Annotated in this window: 26 protein-coding genes; 7 read left to right on the forward strand and 19 right to left on the reverse strand. The window is 64.8% G+C overall.

Features of this window, described 5'->3' with window-relative positions; all coding sequences use genetic code 11:
* Window position 1: 1 nt before the first annotated feature.
* From AC4PTB_RS08730 to AC4PTB_RS08740, 3 genes are all read left to right on the forward strand, one after another.
* Complete coding sequence (locus AC4PTB_RS08730) at window positions 2-496, forward strand: phosphatidylglycerophosphatase A family protein (protein WP_492189608.1); 495 nt, start codon at window positions 2-4, stop codon at window positions 494-496.
* Complete coding sequence (locus AC4PTB_RS08735; RefSeq protein WP_492189609.1) at window positions 493-960, forward strand: CinA family protein; 468 nt, start codon at window positions 493-495, stop codon at window positions 958-960. The genes AC4PTB_RS08730 and AC4PTB_RS08735 overlap by 4 nt, the downstream gene beginning before the upstream one ends.
* A 167-nt stretch (window positions 961-1127) precedes the next feature.
* Window positions 1128-1415: a hypothetical protein gene (locus tag AC4PTB_RS08740; RefSeq protein WP_492189610.1), complete on the forward strand. Its 288-nt coding sequence runs from the start codon at window positions 1128-1130 to the stop codon at window positions 1413-1415.
* 96 nt (window positions 1416-1511) lie between these two features.
* Here AC4PTB_RS08740 and AC4PTB_RS08745 read toward each other — a convergent pair whose 3' ends face one another.
* A complete protein-coding gene (locus tag AC4PTB_RS08745; RefSeq protein ID WP_492189611.1) occupies window positions 1512-1982 on the reverse strand; it encodes a type II toxin-antitoxin system RatA family toxin in 471 nt (156 codons plus the stop codon).
* An 81-nt stretch (window positions 1983-2063) separates the two neighbouring features.
* Here AC4PTB_RS08745 and hpt point away from each other — a divergent pair, with 81 nt between their 5' ends.
* Window positions 2064-2612 (forward strand): hypoxanthine phosphoribosyltransferase, encoded by a 549-nt coding sequence (gene hpt / locus AC4PTB_RS08750; protein ID WP_492189612.1) that lies wholly within the window; start codon window positions 2064-2066, stop codon window positions 2610-2612.
* Window positions 2613-2644: 32 nt separating this feature from the next.
* Here the strand turns inward: hpt and AC4PTB_RS08755 are convergent, their stop codons facing one another.
* From AC4PTB_RS08755 to AC4PTB_RS08800, 10 genes are all read right to left on the reverse strand, one after another.
* Window positions 2645-3175 carry a DsbE family thiol:disulfide interchange protein gene (locus AC4PTB_RS08755; RefSeq protein ID WP_492189613.1) on the reverse strand — a complete coding sequence of 177 codons (531 nt, stop codon included), beginning with the start codon at window positions 3173-3175 and terminating at the stop codon, window positions 2645-2647.
* Window positions 3168-3326 (reverse strand): heme exporter protein CcmD, encoded by a 159-nt coding sequence (ccmD, locus tag AC4PTB_RS08760; protein WP_492189614.1) that lies wholly within the window; start codon window positions 3324-3326, stop codon window positions 3168-3170. The genes AC4PTB_RS08755 and ccmD overlap by 8 nt, the downstream gene beginning before the upstream one ends.
* Window positions 3323-4051 (reverse strand): heme ABC transporter permease, encoded by a 729-nt coding sequence (locus AC4PTB_RS08765; RefSeq protein ID WP_492189615.1) that lies wholly within the window; start codon window positions 4049-4051, stop codon window positions 3323-3325. Before AC4PTB_RS08765 ends, ccmD begins: the two co-directional genes overlap by 4 nt.
* An 82-nt stretch (window positions 4052-4133) precedes the next feature.
* A complete protein-coding gene (ccmB, locus tag AC4PTB_RS08770) occupies window positions 4134-4790 on the reverse strand; it encodes a heme exporter protein CcmB (protein WP_492189616.1) in 657 nt (218 codons plus the stop codon).
* 118 nt (window positions 4791-4908) lie between these two features.
* Window positions 4909-5553 (reverse strand): heme ABC exporter ATP-binding protein CcmA, encoded by a 645-nt coding sequence (gene ccmA, locus AC4PTB_RS08775; RefSeq protein WP_492189617.1) that lies wholly within the window; start codon window positions 5551-5553, stop codon window positions 4909-4911.
* Entirely contained in the window at window positions 5550-5924 is a 375-nt protein-coding gene (locus AC4PTB_RS08780) for an Mth938-like domain-containing protein (protein ID WP_492189618.1), read from the reverse strand. Before AC4PTB_RS08780 ends, ccmA begins: the two co-directional genes overlap by 4 nt.
* Window positions 5911-6912: a protein translocase subunit SecF gene (gene secF, locus AC4PTB_RS08785; RefSeq protein WP_492189619.1), complete on the reverse strand. Its 1002-nt coding sequence runs from the start codon at window positions 6910-6912 to the stop codon at window positions 5911-5913. Before secF ends, AC4PTB_RS08780 begins: the two co-directional genes overlap by 14 nt.
* A 12-nt stretch (window positions 6913-6924) precedes the next feature.
* Window positions 6925-8589: a protein translocase subunit SecD gene (secD, locus tag AC4PTB_RS08790; protein WP_492189620.1), complete on the reverse strand. Its 1665-nt coding sequence runs from the start codon at window positions 8587-8589 to the stop codon at window positions 6925-6927.
* A gap of 22 nt (window positions 8590-8611) precedes the next feature.
* A complete protein-coding gene (gene yajC, locus AC4PTB_RS08795) occupies window positions 8612-8947 on the reverse strand; it encodes a preprotein translocase subunit YajC (RefSeq protein ID WP_492189621.1) in 336 nt (111 codons plus the stop codon).
* 200 nt (window positions 8948-9147) lie between these two features.
* A complete protein-coding gene (locus AC4PTB_RS08800) occupies window positions 9148-10311 on the reverse strand; it encodes a M20 aminoacylase family protein (protein WP_492189622.1) in 1164 nt (387 codons plus the stop codon).
* Between the two features lie 62 nt (window positions 10312-10373).
* Here AC4PTB_RS08800 and mazG point away from each other — a divergent pair, with 62 nt between their 5' ends.
* Window positions 10374-11204, forward strand: coding sequence for a nucleoside triphosphate pyrophosphohydrolase (mazG, locus tag AC4PTB_RS08805; RefSeq protein WP_492189623.1), 831 nt, complete (start codon window positions 10374-10376; stop codon window positions 11202-11204).
* A 45-nt stretch (window positions 11205-11249) separates the two neighbouring features.
* Here mazG and AC4PTB_RS08810 read toward each other — a convergent pair whose 3' ends face one another.
* From AC4PTB_RS08810 to AC4PTB_RS08845, 8 genes are all read right to left on the reverse strand, one after another.
* Window positions 11250-12065, reverse strand: coding sequence for a sulfite exporter TauE/SafE family protein (locus tag AC4PTB_RS08810; RefSeq protein ID WP_492189624.1), 816 nt, complete (start codon window positions 12063-12065; stop codon window positions 11250-11252).
* A 1-nt stretch (window position 12066) separates the two neighbouring features.
* Entirely contained in the window at window positions 12067-13011 is a 945-nt protein-coding gene (gene dusA / locus AC4PTB_RS08815; RefSeq protein WP_492189625.1) for a tRNA dihydrouridine(20/20a) synthase DusA, read from the reverse strand.
* Window positions 13012-13309: 298 nt separating this feature from the next.
* Window positions 13310-14869, reverse strand: a complete 1560-nt coding sequence (locus tag AC4PTB_RS08820) for a trimethylamine methyltransferase family protein (protein ID WP_492189626.1) — start codon at window positions 14867-14869, stop codon at window positions 13310-13312.
* Between the two features lie 70 nt (window positions 14870-14939).
* Window positions 14940-16025, reverse strand: coding sequence for an ABC transporter ATP-binding protein (locus tag AC4PTB_RS08825; protein ID WP_492189627.1), 1086 nt, complete (start codon window positions 16023-16025; stop codon window positions 14940-14942).
* A complete protein-coding gene (locus tag AC4PTB_RS08830) occupies window positions 16018-17643 on the reverse strand; it encodes an alpha-amylase family glycosyl hydrolase (RefSeq protein ID WP_492189628.1) in 1626 nt (541 codons plus the stop codon). The genes AC4PTB_RS08825 and AC4PTB_RS08830 overlap by 8 nt, the downstream gene beginning before the upstream one ends.
* A complete protein-coding gene (locus tag AC4PTB_RS08835; RefSeq protein WP_492189629.1) occupies window positions 17644-18792 on the reverse strand; it encodes a carbohydrate ABC transporter permease in 1149 nt (382 codons plus the stop codon). It lies immediately after the preceding gene.
* Window positions 18789-19799, reverse strand: coding sequence for a carbohydrate ABC transporter permease (locus AC4PTB_RS08840; RefSeq protein WP_492189630.1), 1011 nt, complete (start codon window positions 19797-19799; stop codon window positions 18789-18791). The genes AC4PTB_RS08835 and AC4PTB_RS08840 overlap by 4 nt, the downstream gene beginning before the upstream one ends.
* A gap of 64 nt (window positions 19800-19863) precedes the next feature.
* On the reverse strand, window positions 19864-21219 hold the full coding sequence (locus tag AC4PTB_RS08845; RefSeq protein WP_492189631.1) for an ABC transporter substrate-binding protein: 1356 nt from the start codon (window positions 21217-21219) through the stop codon (window positions 19864-19866).
* 270 nt (window positions 21220-21489) lie between these two features.
* Between AC4PTB_RS08845 and AC4PTB_RS08850 the strand changes: the two genes are divergently transcribed.
* Both AC4PTB_RS08850 and AC4PTB_RS08855 read left to right on the forward strand, forming a co-directional pair.
* Window positions 21490-22539 carry a LacI family DNA-binding transcriptional regulator gene (locus AC4PTB_RS08850; protein WP_492189632.1) on the forward strand — a complete coding sequence of 350 codons (1050 nt, stop codon included), beginning with the start codon at window positions 21490-21492 and terminating at the stop codon, window positions 22537-22539.
* A complete protein-coding gene (locus tag AC4PTB_RS08855) occupies window positions 22536-23864 on the forward strand; it encodes a GH1 family beta-glucosidase (RefSeq protein WP_492189633.1) in 1329 nt (442 codons plus the stop codon). Before AC4PTB_RS08850 ends, AC4PTB_RS08855 begins: the two co-directional genes overlap by 4 nt.
* Window position 23865: the final 1 nt, after the last annotated feature.

Raw genomic sequence — 23865 nt, forward strand, 5'->3', positions numbered from 1 at the left:
GATGGCCGCCCGCTGGCTGCAGGCCATCACCACCTTCGGCTTCGTCGGCCACTTGCGCCCGGCGCCGGGCACCTGGGGCACGGCGGCGGGTCTGGCCCTGCTCTGGGCGGTCGAACGCTTTGCCGGATTTGGCCCGCTTGTGGTGGCAACGGCTGTGATCACAGTCTTGGGCTTCTGGGCGGTGGCGCGGGAATTGCGCGACCGCCCGGGCGACGATCCGTCGGAAATCGTCATCGACGAGGTGGCGGGCATCGGTGTCGCGCTGATTTTCCCCGCCGCCGGGTTCTGGCTGCGGGACATGTCGATGGTCTGGCCGGGTCCGGTGGCGGCCTTCCTGTTCTTTCGGCTTTTCGACATCTGGAAGCCCTGGCTTGTCGGCCGCGCCGACCGTCGCGGCGATGCGGCGGGGGTGATGCTTGACGATCTCTGGGCGGGGCTCTTTGCAGGTATCTGCACCGTGATCGCGGCCGGTCTCTGGCATGGGTTCATCCGATGATCGCCGTGGAAGTGCTTGATGCGGCGCAAGAAAAAGGCATCCGCATTGCCACGGCGGAAAGCTGCACCGGCGGCATGGTCGCCGCGGCCCTGACCGAGATTCCTGGTTCCTCGCGCGTCTTTGAGCGCGGTTTCGTCACCTATTCGAACGCCGCCAAGGTCGAGATGCTGGGCGTTTCGCCCGCGACGCTCGAGGCCTTTGGCGCGGTGTCGGAACAGGTCGCGCGCGAAATGGCCGAGGGGGCGCTGGCCCGTTCTGCCGCCGATCTGGTGGTGTCGATCACCGGCATCGCCGGTCCCGGCGGCTCCGAGTTCAAACCCGAAGGCCGGGTCTGTTTCGGCCTCGCCCGGCGCGGCGGTGAAACGCGCAGCGAAACGCAAGAATTCGGCGCCCTGGGCCGCGCGGTCGTGCGGGCGAACTCGCGCGATCACGCCCTGTCGCTGCTGGCGGCCGCGCTTTCGTAACCTGCCGCGGTTCCGGGCTTGGAGCATGTCGCCGCGACCGGCGCCTTTTTCGGGCCATTTCGGCATGCTTCGCTGCAGCCAACCGACGCAAGGGAATGGGTTGACCGTGGCAGATACCGCCCGGGTCTGATCGGTGCCCGGCCTCGGGTGATGTCTTGCCGTTGCCAATGGTGATTATCGGCACGGTCGCAGGCATTCCGTGCCAGGAATTCGGTCTGATCGCGCGAGAAAGGTTGAAACTGGACGATTCGCGCGATGTCTTCGCCGTGCAGGGCGTCGGCGGCTTTTTTGGCAAAATCATGATGGCCGTTCATGGTGCAGCAAGTTTTACCACACAGTTCGGCGCGCTTTTCAACCTCGGCCTCGATACGGTCGCACTGACCTGCGGCATCGCCCGCCGTAGCGCGGGTCTTTACGATGCGCCTCGACAACGAATCTCAGAGCAACGGGCTTGAGAGCGCCCGGGACTTGAACTCCTGATCACAAGCCCTTGTCTTGAAACAGAAAGGCCGCCAACAGGCGGCCTTTTTCAACTTCGTTCATCGCCTGGATCAGCTCTGCACCCGCCCGGACCAGCCATAAAGCGCGACCGCCCGATCTTCGAAGGCCTTCACGATCATCCGCATCGCCTGATCGAAAACGATACCGATAACCCCCTGCAGCAGCGCATTCTTGAATTCGAAATCGACGAAGAAATCGACCTCGCAGCCCCCCGGCCGGTCCGAGAACTGCCACCAGGAATGCATGTGCTTGAACGGCCCGTCGAGATATTGCGTATCGACGCGGAAGTTGTCGGGGTCGAGCACGACGCGGGACCCGAAGCGCTCGCGGAACACCTTGAACGAGATCACCAGATCCGCTTCCATCAACTCGGTGCCCGGACGCGGCCCGGGCTTGCGGGCGCGGATGCGGGCAGCGGAATTCCAGGGCAAGAACTCGGGATACCGCGCTACATCGGCCACAAGCGCATACATCTGCGCCGCCGAATAGGGCATCAAACGCTGTTCGGTGTGCCGCGGCATCGTGCCCGTCTCCCTTTTCCCGCGCCTCTTCTTGCGATAAAGCAACCGAATTGCAAGGGCCGAGAGGCCGCAGGAGGAACGATGTCGCAAGACGGTTACGTAATCGACCAGATGATCTCGGCCAAAGCCATTGCGGCCCGGGTCGAAGCGCTTGGCGCCGAAATCACCGAGGCCTTCAGGGACACCGACCGGCTGGTGGTGGTGGGGCTGTTGCGAGGCTCCTTCGTCTTCATCGCCGATCTGATCCGCGAGATCGGCGTGCCCTGCGAGGTCGATTTCCTGGAGGCCTCAAGCTACGGGAACGACACAACCTCCACCCGGGAAGTGCGCGTTCTCAAGGACTTGCGCGGCACAATTGGCGGGCGTGACGTGCTGGTCGTGGAAGATATCGTCGACACCGGGCATACGATTTCGAAAGTGATGGAAATGCTGCGCGCGCGTGCACCGCGGCGGATCGAATGCTGCGCCATGCTCGACAAGCCGTCGCGCCGCGAGGTCGATGTGAAGGCGCGCTGGACCGGCTTCGAAATCCCCGACGAATTCGTTGTCGGCTACGGGCTCGACTATGCGCAAAACCACCGCAACCTGCCCTTCATCGGCACGGTCCGCTTCACCGATCCGCAAAAGTGATCACGGCCCGGAGGAGTTCCGGGCCCAGACCCTCATTGCTCCGGGCCTGCCAGAAGCGGGGAGATCTTGCGTGTGATCACATCTTCAGTCAGCGGCCCGGCGATGCGGGTCAGGATCCGTCCCGTGCCATCGACCACAAAGGTCTCCGGAACCCCGGCAACGCCCCAATCCAGCCCCATCCTGTTGCCGGGATCGGCGCCAAGCTTCGTGTAGGGGCTGCCCATCTCGGCCAGGAACCCCTGTGCCTTGTCGGGCGCATCCTTCCAGTTCACACCCATAATCTGGATTCCGTCCTGTTTCAGAGCGATCAGATAAGGATGTTCGACCCGACAGGGGGCGCACCAGGAGGCCCAGAAGTTCACCAGCTTGATCTTGCCGTCGCGCAGATCGGCATCGGTGAAAGGCACCTCCGCCGCCAGCGGTTCAAGCCGGACCGCGGGCGCCTCCTTGCCGGCAAGCGCGGTCGGCATGGCATTCGGGTCATTTTGCTGCATCGCGAAATAGCCCGCGCCCACAAAGCCCGCCATCACCAGAAGCGGAAGAAACATCAGGGGCTTAGCCATTGCTCTTCATCCGTTCTTCCTGCGCCTTCAGCGCCCGTTTCACCTGCGCGCCGCGGATCAGCGTGGCCGCAACCAGCCCCGCCAGCAGCACCAGCGTCACGCCCCACGACGCAAGGATCGTGACCGCGTATTTTCCGAACTCGGGCATCATGCCATGCGCTCCCTTTGCTCGAGGGCCTTGAGACGGCGGGCGCGGATCTCCGTGCGGGTGCGCAACAGCAACAGAGCCACGAACAGCATCCCGAAACCGATGAGCGACAGCACCAGAGGCTGCCAGTAAACATCCGCGATATGCTCTTCCTTGTCGAGGCTGAGCGTCGAGCCCTGATGCAGCCCCTGGTTCCAGAAGATCGCCGCATAGCGCGAGAGCACCGCGAAGACCGAGCCGACCAGACACAGAACGCTGGTCAGATCGGCGGCGGTGTCGGGGTTGTCGATCGCTTCCCACAGCGCCATGTAACCCAGATAGAACAGGAACAGGATCAGGAACGAGGTCAGCCGCGGGTCCCATTCCCACCAGGTGCCCCACATCGGCTGCCCCCAGAAGGCGCCGGTAATCAGCGCGATCAGCGTCATCACCATGCCGATCGGCGCCGCCGCCTTCGCCGCCAGCGCCGAGACATGATGACGCCGGATCAGCCAGATCAGCGAGGTGACCAGCATCATCACCCAGATGTTGATGGCAAATGTCGCCGCCGGAACATGGACATAGATCACCTTCACCGTCGCGCCGAACTCGGCGGCGACCGGGGTGAAGAAGAACCCCCAGACGAGCCCCGGCACGAGCGTCAGAACCGTGGCGCCAATGACCCAGGGCAGAAGCCAGCCCGAAGTCTGCATGAACCTGACCGGGTTTGCATATTCCCAGATCGACATCGGCTTCCTCCCTCTCGCGTCCCGTCGGACATGTCACGCTTTGCCACGGCGCGGATTGACTCGCATCAAGCTGGAACAGGTCTCACCGCAAATTGACCCGGATCGCCGCCGCCGAGGCAAAGGGCACCAAGGCCACGGTGGCGGCGGTGATCCCCGCCAGCATCGCAAGCGGCACCTGCGTTGCCATGCCCTCGGCGCCGCGCCGCACCAGCTCGGCGCCAAAGATCAGCGTCGGCACATAAAGCGGCAGCACCAGCAGCGACAAAAGCAGACCGCCGCGCTTGAGCCCCACCGTCAGCGCCGCGCCGAAAGTTCCCAGCACCGAGAGCGCAGGCGTGCCCAGAAGCAGCGAGACCTCGAGCCAGAGATAGGCGGAGGCGGGCAGATGCAGCAGCACGGCGAAAAGCGGCGCCGCCAGCACGAGCGGCAGCCCGGTGGTGATCCAATGCGCGAGCGCCTTGATCGTCACCACGGCTTCCAGCGGGATCGGCGCGGTCGCCAGAAGATCGAGCGAGCCATCCTCGAAATCGAGCGCGAAGATCCGGTCGAGCGACAGAAGACACGCGAGCAAGGCCCCAAGCCAGAGGATGCCGCTGGCAATCCGGGCCAGAACCTCTCCCTGCGGGCCGACGCCGAAGGGCACCAGCGTCACCACGATCAGGAAAAACGCCAGCCCCAGCCCGAAGCCGCCCCCGGCCCGGATCGCCAGCCGCAGATCCCGCGCCAAAAGCGCCATCATGGCAAAATCCTCCGCCCGTCACAGATCTCGGCAAGTGCGTATTTGGACCAGGAAAAAACGACATCGCATTTCCTTGGGACAAATACGCCCTTTGGCGGCAAGATCCGGGCGCCGCGGTTCACAGGAAGGCTCCGTCAAAGTCGTGATCGAAGGCGCCGCGATGGCCGCCCGCAGCGGGCGGACGCGCCCTGAACGGCGCAAGATCCAGAACCTTGGCCTCGGACAGGCCCAGATCGATATGGGTCGCCATCAGCGCCGCCCCGCCTGTCGCCAGATGCGCCCGCACGGCTTGGGCAAAAAGCGCGACCGAAGCCGCATCCAGCGAGACCGTCGGCTCATCGAGCACCCAGACCGGACGCCCGGTGACCAGAAGCCGCGCGAGGCCAAGCCGACGCTTCTGCCCGGCCGAAAGGCTTGCGGCGGTGCGGTGTTGCAGCGCGGTCAGGTTCATCTGCGCCAGCGCCGTCTCGACAGTATCGGTCGCATAGATCGCGGCCCAGAACTGCAGGTTTTCGCGCACCGAAAGCGTCGCCTTCAGCCCGTCGGCATGGGCGGCATAGGCCATCGCTTCGGGCGGCATCGAGATCCGGCCGGCGAGCGGCGGCTGCAGCCCGGCCAGCGTGCGCAGAAGCGTCGTCTTGCCGATCCCGTTCGGGCCGCGCAGCACCAGCGCATGGCCCGACGCCAGCGAAAAGCTCACCCCTTCGAGCACGGCAAGAGAGCCGCGGCTGACGGTGAGCTGATCGACGGCAAGCAGCGTCATGCCGTCGGCACCGCGCCCGGCAGCGGCAAAAGGGCCGCGGCGACGCGGCGGCCCTCGGACAGAAGCACATTGTAATGGCGCGCGGCCGAAGCGGTGGACATCGGCTCCGCCAGCACCCCAAGCGCTTCAAGTTCCACCTGCAAGCCCTTGGGAAGATGGGCGATATCTGCGCCCATCCCGCATAGCAGCAGATCCACCTGCCCCGCCAGGGCGCGCAGCGCGTCAAGATCGTCGAAGCCGGTCCAGGAAGTCGCCGCCTCGGCGCGGATCAGCAGACCGCCCCGATGCACTGCCCCGGCGATGCGAAAAAAGCCAGGCCCGTAGCCGTCGATCGGCAGCGCCGATCCGAAGCCCGCCTCACGGCTTTGCATCTTGCGCCCCGTCCGAGAAGAACTTGTCCGAGGGGTCCTTCTTCTCCTTGTTGCGGTCAAGGCCGATGAACAGCACGATGTTCTTCGCCACATAGACCGAGGAATAGGTGCCGGTGAACACCCCCCAGACCATGGCGAAGACGAAGCCGCGGATCACGTCGCCGCCCCAGATCAGCATCGGCACCAGCGCCAGAAGCGTCGTCATGCCGGTCATCACGGTGCGCGAGAGCGTTTCGTTGACCGAGAGGTTCATCACGTCGCGCAGGGGCATCGTCTTGTATTTGATCAGGTTTTCGCGCAGCCGGTCAAAGACGACAACGGTGTCGTTGATCGAATAGCCGGTGATTGTCAACAGCGCCGCCACCGTGGTCAGATCGAATTTCAGCTGCAGCACGGCGAAAAGCCCGACCGTCAGCAGCACGTCATGCACCAGCGCCACCACGGCGCCGAGCGCGAATTGCCATTCGAACCGGACCCAGATGTAGAACATGATCATCACAGTCGCCGCCAGGAGCGACCAGACCGCGGTCCAGACCAGCTCGCCCGAGACCTTGGGGCCGACGGATTCAAACGAGGTGACCTTCAGCGCCGGATCGACAGCGGTCAGCGCGGTCTCGACCTTGCTCACCAGCTCCTGCCCCTGCGCGCCCTGCCCCTCGGCGCCCTGCCCGTCGTCCTGCATCTGGATGCGGATCATCGCCACATGCTGATCGGCGCGGAAGCTGGGATCGCGCACCTCGGAGATGATCACGTCGCCCAGATTCAGCGGTTCGAGCGCCGCACGATAGACGCCGACATCGATCGCCGTCGTGGATTCGGTGCGGATCGTCGTGCCGCCCTTGAAATCGATGCCGAAGTTCAGCCCGATCACCATCGGCAGGATCACCGACGCGATCATCAGCACCACCGCGGCGCCGAAGGTCGCCCATTGCCAGCGGAAAAAGTCGAAGTTGGTCTTTTCGGGAACCAGTTTCAGACGGAAAGCCATGGTGGTTCCTCCTCAGATCACGATGGTCTTGGGACGACGCCAGCCGTACCAGATGACGATCATCAGCCGGACCACCCAGATCGCGGTGAAGATCGAGGCGGCAATGCCGATCATCGTGGTCACGGCAAAGCCGCGCACCGGCCCGGCCCCCAGCACGAACAGGATCGCCGAGGACAGGAACGAGGTCACGTTGGCATCGATGATCGCCGACATCGCCTTGTCAAAGCCCAGCTCGATCGCGCGCACGGGCGATTTGCCCGACCGGATCTCTTCGCGCATGCGCTCGTAGATCAGCACGTTGGCATCGACCGAGGTGCCGATGGTCAGCACGATCCCGGCGATCCCGGGCAGGGTCATCGTGCCGCCGATCGCGCCCATCACGGCGAAGATGAAGGCGATGTTGATGAACAGCGCCACCGAGGAAAAGAAGCCGAAAAGCCCGTAGGAGGCGATCATATAGACCACGACCGCGGCAAAACCGATGAGCGAGGCGACCATCCCCGCCTTGACGCTGTCGGCACCGAGTTCCGGCCCGATCGTGCGTTCCTCAAGGAAGGTCATGCCCGCGGGCAAAGCGCCCGCCCGCAAAAGCAGCGCCAGATCGGTGGCTTCCTCGACGCTGAAGCGGCCGGTGATGATCCCCGATCCGCCCGCGATATGCGCCTGGATCGTCGGCGCCGAAATCACCTTGCCGTCCAGCACGATGGCGAAGGGCTCGCCGATATGGCCGGCGGTATAATCGCCAAAGGCCCGCGCGCCGCTGACGTTGAAACGGAACGACACCGCCGGGGTGCCGTTGTCGTCGGTGGTCGGGCGCGCATCGGTCAGATCGTCGCCCGTCACCACCGGAACTTCGTCGAGCAGGTGGTAAAGCCCCTGCCGCTCGGCATCGGGCAGCAGCTGATTGCCCGAGGCGACCGGCGCATTCGGGTTCGAGGTGGTGCTGAGCACCGGATGGAAGGTCAGTTTGGCGGTGGTGCCGATCAGATCCTTCAGCTCCTGCGCCGAGCCGATGCCGGGCACTTCGATCAGGATGCGGTCGGTGCCCTGACGCATGATCGTGGGTTCGCGCGTGCCCGCGGCATCGACGCGACGACGCACGATTTCCAGCGATTGCTGCATGGTGCGGTCATCTGTGGCTTTCTGTTCCGCCTCCGAAAGCCGGAAGACGACGGTGTCGCCCTCGGCCGTCACCTCGTAGTCGGACTGGCCGACCCCGGTCAGGCTGACCACCGGGCTCGCCAGCTTGCGGGCGGCTTCGACGGCACGGTCGATCTGCGTGCGATCGCCGATCTGGATGCGCAATTCGCCGTCGGGCGCAGGCACACGCCGAATCGCACCGATCGTGGCGCGTTCGGCCGCCAGAACCTTGCGCGCCTCGGGCCAGAGCGCATCCATCCGGGCCTTGTGGACCTCGTTCAGATGCACCTCGGCCAGAAGATGCGCGCCGCCGCGCAGATCAAGACCCAGATTGACCAGCGCCGAGGGCGCCCAATCGGGCCAGGCGGCCTTGGCGGCCTCCTGGGTCTCGGTCATCGCCCCGGTCTTCTCGAAGGCGGCAACGGCGTCGTTATGCCCCTCGACACGGGCATAGAACATGTTGGGCGCCGCCGTGATCAATGCCGCAAGGCACAGACCCAGAATGACGAGACGCTTCCAAAGCGAAATCTGCAGCATGGCGGCGCGGCCCCGGTTCAGGTCAGCTATTGGCGGCCGGTTCGGTCTTCGACAGAACCTGCACAACGGCACTGCGGATCATCCGCACCTTCATGTCCTTGGCGATCTCGACCTCGATTTCGCCGTCTTCGCGCAGATGCACGACCTTGCCGATGATGCCCGCCTGCGTCAGCACCATGTCGCCACGCCGCAGCGCATCGACCATCGCCTTGTGTTCCTTGGCCTTTTTCTGCTGCGGGCGGATCAGCAGGAAATACATGATCACGAAGATCAGGATCAGCGGCACGAATTGGCCGAAGGCGGCCATGCCACCGGCGGCGGCAGAGGCATCCTGAGCATAGGCGGGAGTGACGAACATGGCATGGTCCTTTCGTTAGGGCCGTGGGGGCGATGCCCCGGTTTTCGGCGGGCACCCTAGCCGCGGCCCCCCGCAATGGCAAGGCGGTCGCGGCAAAGCAGCCCGGTGCTCACGGTTGTGTCAGGAAAAAGGGGGCGCTGCCCCCCTTCGGCTGCGCCGAAGTCACCCCCGCCGCTTGCGGCGGGGGCAGAGCCCCCGCCTCAGCGGGCCGGAAGCGCGCGCTCGACCAGGCGGGCAAAGAAGCTGGCGCCAATCGGGGCGGCCTCGTCGTTGAAATCGAAGGCCGGATGGTGCAGCCCCGCCCCCGGCCCGGTGCCGAGGAAGAGATAGGCGCCGGGCCGCGCCTCGAGCATATAGGAAAAGTCCTCGGCGCCCATTTCGCGCCCGGAATCGTCCCGCACCGCCTCGGGGCCGGACACTTCGCGCGCCACTTCGGCGGCAAAACGGGCCTTTTCGCCATCGTTGATGGTGGGCGGATAGCCCTTGTCGTAACGGATCTCGACCGAGACGCCAAAGGCCGCCGCCGTGCCCTCGACGATCTCGTGGAAGCGGCGCTCGACCATCGCCCGCACCTCGGGGGTAAAGGAGCGGATCGTGGCGCAGAACCAGCCGGTCTCGGGGATGATGTTGTTCGCGGTGCCGACATGGATCTGCGTCACCGAAACGACCAGCTCGTCCATCGCGAAAAGGTTGCGCGAAACGATCGTCTGCAGCGATCCGACCATCGCGGTGATCGCCGGGATCGGGTCGATGCATTCATGCGGCGTCGCCCCATGTCCACCGCGCCCCGTCACCGTGACCCAGGCGGTATCGACCGCGGCCATCAGCGCGCCCTGGGTGGTGTGGAAATGGCCAAAGGGCAGATTGGGCGCATTATGGATGCCGTAAACCTCGGTGATGGCAAAGCGGTCCATCACGCCTTCGCGCACCATCACCTCGCCGCCGCCGCCGTCTTCCTCGGCCGGCTGAAAGAGCAGCGCCACGGTGCCGGCGAAATTCCGCGTCTCGGCCAGATACTTGGCCGCGCCCAAAAGCATCGCCGTATGGCCGTCATGGCCGCAGGCATGCATCTTGCCCTCGTGTTCCGAGGCATAATCGACCCCGGTGATCTCCTCGATCGGCAGCGCATCCATATCGGCGCGCAGCCCGATCGTGGGCCCGTCCTGACGGCCCTTGATCAGCGCCACGATGCCGGAAGTGGCGATGCCCTCGTGGATCTCGTCCACGCCGATCTCGCGCAGCCGCTCGGCCACATAAGCGGCGGTTTTCGGCAGCTGGAATTCCAGTTCGGGGTGACGGTGCAGCCATTGCCGCCATTCCTTCATCTCGGGGGCAAGGGCGGCAATGCGGTTGATCACGGGCATGGTGGACTCTGGGTTTTGGAAAGCGATACTGGATTAGATGGACCTGCAGGGGGCAAGAGGCAATGGCGAAACCGACCGATCCGGGGATCTTCGTGCAAACCGACAGCGTGGGGGCGGAAACCGAGCGGCTGGCGGCGATCATGGCCTGTCTGCGCGACCCCGAAACCGGCTGCCCCTGGGATATCGAGCAGGATTTCGCCACCATCGCCCCCTATACGATCGAAGAGGCGCATGAGGTCGCCGATGCGATCGAACGCCAGGCCTGGGGGGAATTGTCGGGCGAATTGGGCGATCTGGCGCTTCAGGTTGTCTTTCACGCGCAGATGGCGGCCGAGGCCGGGCATTTTTCGCTGCTGGATGTGTTGCGCGGGATCAATGCGAAAATGATCGCCCGGCATCCGCATGTCTTCGGCGATGAAAGCCGTGTGAAGAGCGCCGCGCAACAGACGGAAGATTGGGAGAAAATCAAATCCGCCGAGCGTGAGGCCAAGGCCGAGACCGGGGTGCTGGATGGCGTCGCGCTGGGGCTTCCGGCGCTGACGCGGGCGCTGAAGCTGCAAAAGCGCGCGGCGCGGGTGGGGTTTGATTGGCCCTCCACCGCCGAGGTGGTGGCGAAGATCGTCGAAGAGGCAAACGAGCTGGTCGAGGCCCGCGATGAACTTGGCCCCGCGGAGATCGCCGAGGAATATGGCGATCTGATGTTCGTGATGGTGAACCTGGGGCGGCATCTGGGGCTGGATGCCGAGGCCTGTCTGCGCGCGGCGAATGGCAAGTTCACCCGGCGGTTTCAGTTCATCGAGGCGGAGCTGGCCAAGGCGGGCAAGCGGCCCGCCGACAGCGATCTGGCCGAGATGGATGCGCTTTGGGATGCGGCGAAGCGTTCGGGGCTGTAAGCGGGGCTCTGCCCCGCACCCCGGGATATTTGCCGCAAGATAAAATCAGAACAGCGCCTTGCGCAGCATGTTCAGCGCGACAAGCATCAGAAACCCTGCGAAGAGGCGTTTGAGCGGTTTCGGGTCAAGCCGATGCGCGAGCGCGGCGCCCCAGGCGGCGGTGACGGCGGTGGTGGCACCGATCACGACAAGGGCCGGAATGTTGATCGCGCCCAAAGTAAAGGGCGGCGCATTCTCAACCGGCGTCAGCAGAAAGGCCAGCGTCGAGGGCACCGCCATGATCGCGCCGAAGCCCGCCGAGGTCGCCACGGCGCGGTGGATCGGGATGCCGTGCAGCGTCTGCATCGGCGTCGAGATCGACCCGCCCCCGATGCCAAGCAGCACCGACACCGCCCCCATCAAGGGTCCGAACCAAAGCCGGAAGCCACGGCCCGGCATGCCCTCGGCGATGCGCCAGCTTTGCTTGCCAAAGGCCATGTAAAGCGCGATCCCCATCACCAAAGTGCCGAAGATGATCGTCAGCGCCTGGGTGTCGAGATGCGACACCAAAAGCACGCCGATCAGCGCCCCGGCGGCGACAAAGGGCGCCCAGTCGCGCAGAAGCTGCCAGTCGACCGCGCCCTTGCGGGCATGGGCGGTGACCGAGCGCGTCGAGGTGATGATGATCGTCGCCATCGAAGTGGCGACGCAGACCTGCATCAGCCCCTCGGACCCATAGCCCAACCCGTTGAAAAGATAGAAGAAGGCGGGCACAAGCACGATGCCGCCGCCCACCCCCAGCAGCCCCGCCAGCACCCCGGCGAAAGCGCCGACCGCCAGCAGGATCGCGACAAGCGGCAGGATCGTCGTCAGAGGATCCATCTCAGGCCTCACCCGTCACTTCGGCCAGCGCCTGATCGTAAAGCGCAAGTCCGGCCCCGGGCCGGGTCGCCCCCTCGGACAGCACCCGCCGCCAGCCGCGCGCCCCCGGACGGCCATGGAACAGACCCAGCATGTGCCGGGTGATCTGGTGCAGCCGCCCGCCCGCCGCCAGATGATCGGCGATATAGGGCTTCATCGCCTCGGCCACTTCGACCGCCGAAAGCACCTCTCCCGCTCCCCAAAGCGCGACATCGGCGCCCGCCAGAACCGCCATCGGCTCCTGATAGGCGGCGCGGCCAACCATCACCCCGTCCATGCCCGCGGCCAGATGCGCCTCGACCTGATCCAGCGTGCCGACGCCGCCGTTCAGGCTCAGATGCAGCTGCGGAAATTCCCGCTTCATCGCATGGACCATCGGATAGTCGAGCGGCGGGATTTCGCGGTTTTCCTTGGGCGACAGCCCCTGCAGCCAGGCTTTGCGGGCATGCAGGATGAACCGGCGGACCCCGGCCTCGGACACGGTTTTCAGAAAGGTGGGCAGCACCTCTTCGGGGATCTGATCATCGACGCCAATCCGGCATTTCACCGTCACCTCGACCGCGGCGGCATCCTGCATCGCCGCGACACAGCGGGCGACCAGATCGGGCGTTTTCATCAGCACCGCACCGAAAGCCCCCGATTGCACCCGGTCCGAAGGGCAGCCGACATTCAGGTTGATCTCGTCATAGCCCCAGTCGCGGGCGATCCGCGTGGCTTCGGCCAGTTCGGCCGGATCGGAGCCGCCCAGCTGCAGCGCCACCGGATGTTCGACCGCACTGAAATCCAGCAGCTGCGCGCGCTTGCCATGGATCACCGCCGGGGCGGTGACCATTTCGGTATAAAGCAGCGCCTGGCGCGACATCATCCGGTGAAAGACCCGGCAATGCCGATCGGTCCAGTCGAGCATGGGCGCAACCGACAGGCGCGCATGTGAGGAAACACCGGCAACACCTTGTTTCGCATTCATTTCATGCGCAGCGCCCGGGGGCAAGCTTGACGTCATCGAAGGTATTTTCCGCTTCCAATGCCCCGGAAATCCGAAATCGATCCCGGGCGATGCTGACTGTCGACAAGGGCAATCGCCCCAGACGCAGATCATAAAGAGCGCCGCAGGGATCGTCCACCGCCTTTGGCGCACCCAAAACCCCCGGACGCGCTGCGCCCGGGGGATGGCAACCTGGCACGCGGTCGGTTCCCGCCGTGATCTACAGGAAGGCGTCCGGCACGGCGGCCTTTTTGCGGGCCACATAGTCGGCCAGCGCCTCGTTGATGCCCGGATCGATCGCCGGGGCCTGATACTCGCCCAGCATCTTCTTCACCCGCACGCTGGCCAGCGTCGCCGTGTCGCGCGCGCCTTCCTCGTCCCAGGTTTCGAAGGGCTTGTAGTCGAACAGATCCGTCTTCCAGAACGCCTCCTTGAAATTCGCCTGGGTGTGCGAACAGCCCAGGAAGTGACCGCCCGGGCCGACCTCGCGCAAAGCCTCCATCGCCTGGCCGTTCGCGCTCATGTCGACGCCCGCGGCAAGGCGATGCAGCACGCCCAGCTGATCGGCATCCATCACATATTTCTCGTAAGACGAGACCAGACCGCCTTCGAGCCAGCCGCAGGCATGCAGCATGAAGTTCACGCCCGCCAGCAGCCCGATGTTGAGCGTGTTCGCCGTCTCATAAGCCGCCTGCGCATCGGGCAGTTTCGAGCCGCAGAACGACCCCGCCGAACGGAACGGCAGCCCCATCCGCCGCGCCAGCTGCCCGGCGCCCAGGGTGATCTGCGCCGCCTCCGGCGTGCCGAAGGTCGGCGCCCCCGAGTTCATGTCGATCGAGGTCACGAAAGCGCCGAAAATCACCGGCGCGCCCTTGCGGATGATCTGGCTGTAGGCGACGGCCACCATCACCTCGGCCAGAACCTGCGTCAGCGTGCCCGCGACCGTCACCGGCGCCATCGCGCCGCCGACAATGAAGGGCGAGACGATGCAGGCCTGGTTCGCGGCGGCATAGACCTCCAGCGCGTCCATCATGATCGGGTCGAAGGTCAAGGGCGAGTTGATGTTGACGAGCGAGGTCATCACCGTGTTCTCGTCGACGAATTTCTCGCCAAAGAGGATCTTCGACATCTCGATCGAATCGACGCAGCGCGAGCGTTCGGTGACCGAGCCCATATAGGGCTTGTCCGAGAGCGTCATATGCGCATGCAGCATGTCGAGGTGACGCTTGTTCACCGCCACATCGGTCGGCTCGCAGACGGTGCCGCCGGAGTGGTGCAGATATTTCGACATCTGCCCGAGTTTGACGAAATTGCGGAAGTCGGCAATCGTCGCATAGCGCCGCCCGCCCTCCAGATCGCGCACGAAGGGCGGCCCGTAAACCGGCGCCAGCACAAGGTTTTTTCCGCCGATGGTAACATTGCGTTCGGGGTTGCGGGCATGCTGCACGAAGCTTGCGGGCGCGGTCTTGCACAGCGCGCGCGCAAGGCCCTTCGGGAAGCGGACCCGCTCGCCCTGCACATCGGCGCCCACCGCCCGCCAGCGTTCGAGCGCCGCCGGATTGTCGACAAAATTGACGCCGATCTCTTCCAGCACCGTCTCGGCATTGGCTTCGATCAGCTGCAGCGCTTCCTCGTTCAGGATTTCGAGATTCGGGATGTTGCGCTCGATATATTTTGCGAATTCGACCCGGACGGCCGTGCGTTCGGCCCGCCGGGCCGCCCCGCCGCCGCCGCGCGCCCGCCGTCCGCCGCCTGCCGCCTGTTCGATCTCTTCGCTCATCGCGCACCTCCGCTTGGGTCTGAGACGATTTTACCTGACGATGGCCCGCCTTCATGCGCGGTTTGCGACATCAGCGATAAAGAAGCGACCGGCCGGCGTGGAACAGATGTACCTTTTCCGGCGCCGCGGTCAGGCTGACGCTCTGATGGCGCAGGCCGGCATGAATGCCCGGCAGTTTCGCGATCACATGTGGCACCCCCGGCTGCGCCGCGAAGTACAGCAGCGTCACCTCGCCAAGCGCCTCGACGATCTCGACGGTGCCAGTGAAAAGACCGCCCTGTGTGATCACGGTCAGATCCTCGGGCCGCACACCGATGTTCACCCGCAGGCCGCGATCTGCTTCGGTCGTCGTCACGGTCGATTCCGCCATGCCTCCCCCGTCCAGCGTGATCACGGTCCGCGCCCCGGTCGCCGTGATCACACCCGACAGCAGGTTCATCTGCGGCGAGCCGATGAATTGCGCGACGAATTCGGTTTCGGGGTGCTCATAAAGCTGCAAGGGCGTGCCGACCTGGGCGATCCCCTTGTCTGCCAGCACGACAATACGGCTGGCCAGCGTCATCGCCTCGACCTGATCATGGGTGACATAGATCATCGTGCGCTCGGGCATCGCCTCTTTCAGCTGCGCAATCTCGATCCGCGTCGCGACGCGCAGCGCGGCATCAAGGTTCGAGAGCGGCTCGTCGAACAGATAGACCTTGGGATCGCGCACGATCGCCCGGCCGATGGCGACGCGCTGACGCTGCCCGCCTGAAAGCGCCTTTGGCAGCCGGTCGAGAAAGGGAGTCAGCTGCAGGATGCGCGCGGCATTTTCGACAGCCTTGTCAATTTCTTGCCGGGGTTTCTTCGCAATCTTCAGGGCGAATTCCATGTTCTGGCGCACCGTCATATGCGGGTAAAGCGCATAGGATTGAAACACCATCGCGATGCCGCGTTGCGCGGGGGGCATGTCGTTCACCCGCACACCATCGATGCGCAATTCGCCCGCGCTGATCCGTTCCAGCCCCGCAATCATCCGCAGAAGCGTCGATTTTCCGCAGCCCGAGGGGCCGACGAAAACGATCAGCTCCCCCGCCTTGATGTCGAGGTCGATGTCCTTGAGCACATCCACCTCGCCATAGGATTTGCCGACGCCGGTCAGCTTCAGATCAGCCATGGCGGCCCCCGTTCCGGCGCAAGATCGCATGGCCCCAGGGAGGCAGCGCCACCGCGCCCGCTACCGATGCAGCGCCGTCGAGCACGTCCCATTCCCCCGGACAGCTGACAGGTGCAGGATTATCGGTCAGGTTGAACAGGCAAAGCAGCTCGGTTTCGCCCTTCGAGCGCAAAAACCGCAGCACGCCCGCCTCGGCCGCGATCCCGGTCATCGCGCCCGAGCGCAAGGCCGGATGGGCCTGGCGCAACGCGATGGCCCGGCGATAATGGTGGATCAACGCCCCGGGATCGCCTTCGACGACATCGGGCGCGCGCGCGCAATGGCAGGCGGGAACCGGCAACCAGGGTTTCACCGTCGAAAACCCGCCCTGCGGATCGTTGCCCTGCCAGACCATCGGCGTGCGGCAACCATCGCGGCCCTTGAACTCGGGCCAGAATTCCTTGCCATAGGGGTCTTGCAGATCCTCATAGGCGATCTCGGCCTCGGGCAGGCCCAGTTCCTCGCCCTGATACAGGCAGACCGAGCCCTTGAGGCACATCAGCAGCGTCGTATAGCAGCGCGCCGCCGCATCACAGAGCCCCCATCGGCTGATGTGGCGCATGACATCGTGGTTGGAATAGGCCCAGCAGGCCCAGCCCCCGGGCGCCACCATTTCGACCTTGCGGAAGACCTCGGCGATATACTCGGCACTCAAGGCCGCATGGCCCGACAAAAGCTCGAAAGCATAGGACATCTGCATCGCATCCGTCCCCGAAGTATATTCGCCCAGGATCTCGAGACCGCGCTGGCTGTCGCCGATCTCGCCCACGGCGGCGGCCTTGTAGCCCTCCATCAGCTTGCGCAATTTCCGTAGAAAAACAATGTTCTGCGGGTGGTTCTTGTCGTAGACATGGCGCTGGTGATTGTAGGGGTTGACCTTGGGCGCGGTCTGATCGTTGCGCTCTTCGACCGGCAGCGGCGGGTTGTCGCGCAACTCGGCATCATGCATGTAGAAGTTGATCGTATCGAGCCGGAAGCCATCCACCCCGCGATCGAGCCAGAATTTCGCGACCTCCAGAAGAGCCTCCTGCACCGCCGGGCAATGGAAGTTCAGGTCGGGCTGGGCAGTCAGGAAATTGTGCAGATAATATTGTTCGCGCCGGGCATCCCAGGCCCAGGCCGGACCGCCAAAGATCGACAGCCAGTTGTTCGGCGCCGTGCCATCGGGCTTCGGCTCGGCCCAGACATACCAGTCGGCTTTCGGATTCGTCCGGCTTTTGCGGCTCTCCTGAAACCACGGATGCTGGTCGGAGGTATGCGAGAGCACAAGATCGATCAGCACCTTCAGCCCGAGGTCATGGGCCCGGGCGATCAGCGCATCGAAATCCGCCAAAGTGCCGAACAGCGGATCGACATCGCAATAATCGCTGACATCATAGCCGAAATCCTTCATCGGCGAGGTGAAGAAGGGCGAAATCCAGATCGCCTCGACGCCCAATCCGGCCACATGATCCAGCCGCCGGGTGATCCCGGGCAGATCGCCGACGCCATCGCCATTCGTGTCCTGAAAGCTGCGCGGGTAGATCTGATAGATCACCGCGCCACGCCACCAGTCGGGGGATTTCTCAAGGAAGGTCATTCAGCCACCTTTCACCGAGCCGGCCAGAAGGCCGCGCACCAGGTATTTCTGCAACGCAAAGAAGACGAAGAGCGGCACCGCGATCGAGACGAAAGCCGAGGCCGCCAGAATTTCCCAATCCCCCCCGCGCGAGCCCAAAAGCGCGCGCAAAGCCCCGGTCATCACCTGGGTATCGGTGGAGTTCCCAAGGAAAACAGTGGCTACGAGGAGGTCGTTCCAGACCCAGAGGAACTGGAAAATCGCAAAGGAGGCCAGCGCCGGGAAGGACAGCGGCAGCACGATGCGGCGAAAGATCTGGAACTCGGTCGCGCCATCGACGCGGGCCGACTCGATGATCTCGCGCGGCAGGCCGACCATGTAGTTGCGCAACAGGTAGATCGCGAGCGGCAGGCCGAAGCCGGTATGGGCGAGCCAGATGCCGAGGTAGCTTTGATCGAGGCCGATCTGGTTGTGCAGTTTCAGAAGCGGGATCAGCGCCAGTTGCAAGGGCACGACCAGCAGGCCGACGATCACCGCCACCAGAAGCGCGCGGCCCGGGAACCGCATCCAGGCCAGGGCATAGGCGGCAAAGGCGGCAATCAGGATCGGGATGATGGTCGCCGGGATCGTCACCGTCATCGTGTTCAGAAAGGCCCGGCCGATCCCCTCGGCTGTGATCACACGGGCATAATTCTCGGTGGTCAGACGCGGCGGGGCGAGCGTGGTGACGAAGATCCGCATGCCCCGGCCCTCGGTGAAAGCCGTCGGAGAGGTCAACCGATAATCACCATTTTCCAAAACCGTCAGCCGTTGCCCGTCTTTCAGATCGGCCGTCTCTCCGGGCTGGTAGGCGCTTGGCGCCTTTGAGGTCACCCCCCAGGATTTCAGCTCAGCTTCGGGGGGTAAGACATTGCCGGATATGACGAAAAGATCTCCCTCCCGGATCTGGTCTGCCGCCGTTCCGGCGCGCACGAACGTGCTCGCCGTGGCCGAAAAGGCCGCCCGCCACCAGCCCGAAGTGATGATCTGATCGCGGTCGCGAAAGGACGACACCAGCAAGCCCAAAGTCGGGATCGTCCAGAGCAGCACCAGCGCCGCCGCCGCCAGATTGACCGCCCAGGCCAGCGCCGAAGACCGCCCGGCCACGCCATTAGCGCCCCCTGCATTCATCCCTGCATCTCCCGGTTCGCCGTGCGGATGTTCCAGACCATGATCGGCGTCACCAGAGCCATGATCACCAGCGCCACGGTCGAGGCCCGCCCGGCATCATTCGCCCGGAACATCCAGTCGAACATCAGATTGGCCATCACCTGCGTGCCCCATTGCCCGTTCGTCATCGTCAGCACGATGTCGAAAACCTTCAGCACGGTGATGGTGATCGTCGTCCAGACGACGGCAATCGTGCCCCAGATCTGCGGCACCTTGATGCGGAAAAAGATCTGCAACGGCGTCGCCCCGTCGATCGTCGCCGCCTCGAGGGTTTCCTCGGGGATGCCGCGCAGCGCCGCCGAGAGGATCACCATCGCAAAACCGGTCTGGATCCAGATCAGCACCACCATCAGCAGCAGCGAGTTCCAGCCCGGCACCGTCAGCCAGGCCCGCGCCGTGCCGCCCAAAGCCGTGACCAGCGCCGAGAGCAGACCGATCTCCGCCTGCCCCTCGCCGCGGTAGTCATAGACGAATTTCCACACCACCGCAGCGCCAACGAACGAGACCGCCATCGGCATGAAGATGAGCGATTTTGCGACATTCCCCCAGCGGATTCGGTCGGTCAGGGCGGCGGCGACCAGTCCGAAAAGCGTCGCCACAGTTGGCACAACAACGAGCCACAAGGCATTGTTACGCAAGGATTCATGGAATTTGCCATCGGCCATCAGCCAGCGGTAGTTCGCCCATCCCACAAAGGCCTCGCCGCGGCTGTCATGGAACGACAGCCAGACCGAGACGAAGATCGGATAGACCAGATAGACCGCCAGGGCGATCAACGCCGGGCCCAAAAACAGCCAGGGCCGGATCGCCGCCGCCCGCGCCAGATTGCGGCCGATCTTCGGCCCGCGCGGCGGCAGCAGCGCATCCAGCACCAGGTTCGAGATCCAGAACCAGGCAACACAGCCGAAGACGCCGATGACGATGATCGACACCGCCGAGATCGCCTGCGCCATCAAACCCTGCTCCATCCGCCCCCCTCCCGAAGCGGGGCGACAGCCACCCCCGGCGTGCCGCGCCCGTCAGATCATCCGATCACTTGATCGCATCCCAGGATTTCTGGATCTGCGCCGCGACGGTGGCGCTATCCTTGCCGCCGACATAATCGACCATGCCGGTCCAGAACGTGCCCGCGCCCACCGCGCCCGGCATCAGATCCGAGCCGTCGAAGCGGAAGGTCGAGGCGTTGAGCAGGATCTCGCCCATCTTCTTCAGCGTCGCATCGCCATAAACCTCGGGGTTCACGGTCTTCAGCGGCGTCAGGAAGCCGGTCTGCGCCATCCAGATCTCATGCGCGATCGGGGTTTGCAGGAAGTCGAAAAAGGCCTTCGCCGCCGGGCTTTCGCGCGTCATCACGAAAACCGTGCCCGCCCCCAGCACCGGCTTGCCCAGATCCTTGCCCGCATAGGCCGGGAAATAGAAGAAATCGACATCCTCGCCAATCTGCGTGCCTTCGGGAAAGAAACTCGGGATGAACGAGGCCTGCCGGTGCATGTAGCACTGCGGTGGCGCGGTGAAGAGCCCCTTCGGGCTGTCGCGGAAATCGGTCGCCCCCACGGCGCCCGCGCCCCCGGCCACAAAGGCGTCGGTCTTTGCGAACCAGCCGAAATCATCGATCGCGGCCAGAACCTTGGGGTCGGTGAAGGGCAGCGCATTCGTCGTCCAGGCGTCGTAATCCTCGGGCGTGTTGTTGCGCAGCATCATGTCCTCGACCCAGTCGGTCGCAGGCCAGCCCGTCGCGGGGCCGGAGCCCAGCCCGATGCACCAGGGCGTGCCGCCGTCTGCCACGATCTTTTCGGTCAGCGCCTTCAGCTCTTCCATCGTCTGCGGCACCTCATAGCCCGCATCCTCGAAGTTTTCCGGGCTGTACCAGACCAGCGATTTCACATCGATCTTGTAAAAAAGCCCATAAAGCGCCTTCGTGCCATCAGGCCCGGCATAGCTGCCCAGATCGACCCAAGATTGCCCGGCGGCGTAATTCCCGGCCAGCCAAGCCTGCGCCTCGGCGCCCAAGGGCACCAGCTTGCCCCGCCGCGCCAGATCGGCGGCCAGCCCGGGCTGCGGCACCACCGCGATATCGGGCGGCGACCCAGCCTCGACATTGACCATGATCCGCTGCTCGAAGCCATCGCCGCCGTTATAATCGACGCTGGCCCCGGTCGCCGCCTCGAAAGCCGCCAGAACGGTTTCGAACAGGGCCTTGTCCACCCCGCCCCAGGGCCCGTCGATCACCAGCTTCTGCCCCGTCAGATCATGGCCCGCCTTGAATGCGTCGAAACTGTCCCAATGAAACCGGGCATCCTCCCCCGGCGCGAATTTCATCTCGCGCGCCAGCGCACCCGAGGTCGCAAGCGCAAGCACCGCTGCGCCCAGCAAAAGATGTTTCGTCATTCCGTCCTCCCGAGACCGGGCCTTCGGCCCTTGCCGCTGCCGCCCGGGACTGATCCGACTCGACCCCAAAGCGCTTTGGATGCAAAAGCGTCCTCCAAAGCCGTTTCAAAGTCAACCGCAACGCAGGCTGCAACAGCAGCAATCGCAGGGGTTCATGCTGCATCCGCAGCATCCGCCGCCGCGCCACGATCCGATTGACGCCCCCCGGGCAAGAGGATTACGCTCGGTCCATCCAAACCGCTTTGAACTGCGGTCAAGCCGGACCCCGCCATGACTCTCAAAGACCTCGCGCAGCATCTGGGGCTTTCGCCGACCACCGTCAGCCGGGCGCTGAACGGCTTTCCCGAAGTGGCCGAGGCGACGCGGGCCCGGGTCGAGGCGGCGGCGCGGCAGTACAACTACCGGCCGAACACCCAGGCGAAGCGGCTGGCCACCGGAAGGGCGATGGCGATCGGCCATGTGATCCCGATTTCGACGCAGCACGAGATCGTCAACCCGGTCTTTGCCGATTTCATCGCCGGCGCGGGCGAGGTCTATGCGCGGGCGGGCTATGACATGCTTCTGACCATCGTGCCCGACGCCGATCAGGACCGCGCCTATCGCGAGATCCGCTCCAAGGGCAATGTCGATGGCATCATCCTGCATGGGCCGCGGGCGGGCGATGCGCGGATCGCGCTGCTCGAGGATCTGGGCCTGCCCTTTGTCGTGCATGGCCGCGCCTCGGGCATCACCCGCCCCTATCCCTTTGTCGACGTGAACAATTCCCGGGCCTTTGAACGGGCGACGCGGTTCCTGCTCGACCTGGGGCACCGCCGTATCGCGCTGGTGAACGGCATCGAGACGATGGATTTCGCGCTGCGCCGCCGCCGCGGGTTTGAGCGCGCGCTGGCCGCGGCCGATCTGACCCCCGATCCCGGCCTGATGGTGGCGGGCGAGATGACCGAGGCGCAGGGCCATGATGCCGCCCGCGCCATGCTGCGCCGGGCGGAGCCGCCGACGGCTTTCCTGACCTCCTCGCTGCTCTCGGCGATGGGCGTGCGCCGCGCGCTGTGGGAGGAAGGTCTGGAGATGGGCCGCGATGTCTCGATCATCACCCATGACGACGAGCTGGGCTATCTGAAGAACGGCGCCGAAGAGCCGATCTTCACCGCCACCCGCTCTTCGGTGCGCGAAGCGGGGCGACGCTGTGCGACGATGCTGTTGCGACGGATCGAGGCGCCAGAGCCCGAGCCGGTCTCGGAGCTGCTCGAGGCGGTTCTGGTGCTGGGAAGCTCCACAGGACCGGCCCGCAACCCTATGGCTTGGAAAGAAAATCCATGACCGCCCTGCCCCCGCGTTCAGCCTTTCCGGAAGGCTTCCTGTTTGGTGCCGCCACCTCCTCCTATCAGATCGAGGGGCATGGGTTCGGCGGCGCAGGCCCGACGCATTGGGACACATTCGCAGCCACGCCCGGCAATGTGAAGGGGGCGGACACCGGCGCCCGCGCCTGTGATCACTATCACCGCTGGGCCGAGGATCTTGACCTTGTGGCGGCGGCGGGCTTTGATTCCTATCGCTTTTCCACCTCCTGGGCGCGCGTCCTGCCCGAGGGCCGCGGCGCGGTGAATGCCGAGGGGCTCGATTTCTATGACCGTCTGCTCGATGGGATGCTGGAACGCGGGCTGAAACCGGCATTGACGCTTTACCATTGGGAGCTGCCCGCGGCGCTCTCCGATCTGGGCGGCTGGCGCAACCGCGACGTGGCGCATTGGTTTGGTGATTTCACCCGGATCATCGCCGGGCGGCTGGGTGACCGGCTCTGGTCCGTCGCCCCGATCAACGAGCCCTGGTGCGTGGGCTGGCTGTCGCATTTCCTCGGTCTGCATGCGCCGGGCCTGCGCGACATCCGCGCCACCGCCCGGGCGATGCATCACCTTTGCCTGGCGCATGGCACGGCGATCGGCGTGCTGCGGGCCGAGGGGGTCAGCAACCTCGGCGCCGTGTGCAATTTCGAACATGCCCTGCCTGCCAACGACACCCCGGAATGTCACGCGGCCACAAGGCGTTACGATGCGATCTTCAACCGTTTTTTCATCGAGGCGATGTTTCAGGGCCGCTACCCCGAGGAAGTTCTGGAGGGCTTTGCCCCCCATCTGCCCGCGGGCTGGGAGCAGGATTTCGCCACCATCACCGCGCCTTTGGACTGGTTCGGGGTCAACTATTACACCGCCAAACGCATCGCCCCGGCGCCCGGTCCCTGGCCCGGCACCGCAGAGAGGCCCGGGCCGCTTCCCCAAACCGCTTTGGGCTGGGAAATCTGCCCCGAGGGCCTGCGCCATCTGCTGATACGCCTGCAGCGCGACTACACCGGCACGACACCGCTTTACATCACCGAGAACGGCATGGCGGCCGAGGATAGGTGGGTCGACGGCCGCTGCGTCGATGCGGATCGCATCGCCTATCTGGCCGCGCATCTGCAGGCCTGCCGCGCCGCGATCGCCGCGGGGGTGCCGCTTGCGGGCTATTATGCCTGGTCGCTTCTGGACAATTACGAATGGGCCGAGGGCTATTCGGGCCGCTTCGGACTGGTCCATGTCGATTTCGAAAGCTTGCAGCGCACCCCCAAGGCGTCCTATCACGCGGTCAGGAAGGCTTTGGAGCGCTAAC

It is taken from the genome of Rhodobacter sp. 4.3.4, assembly GCF_058724655.1.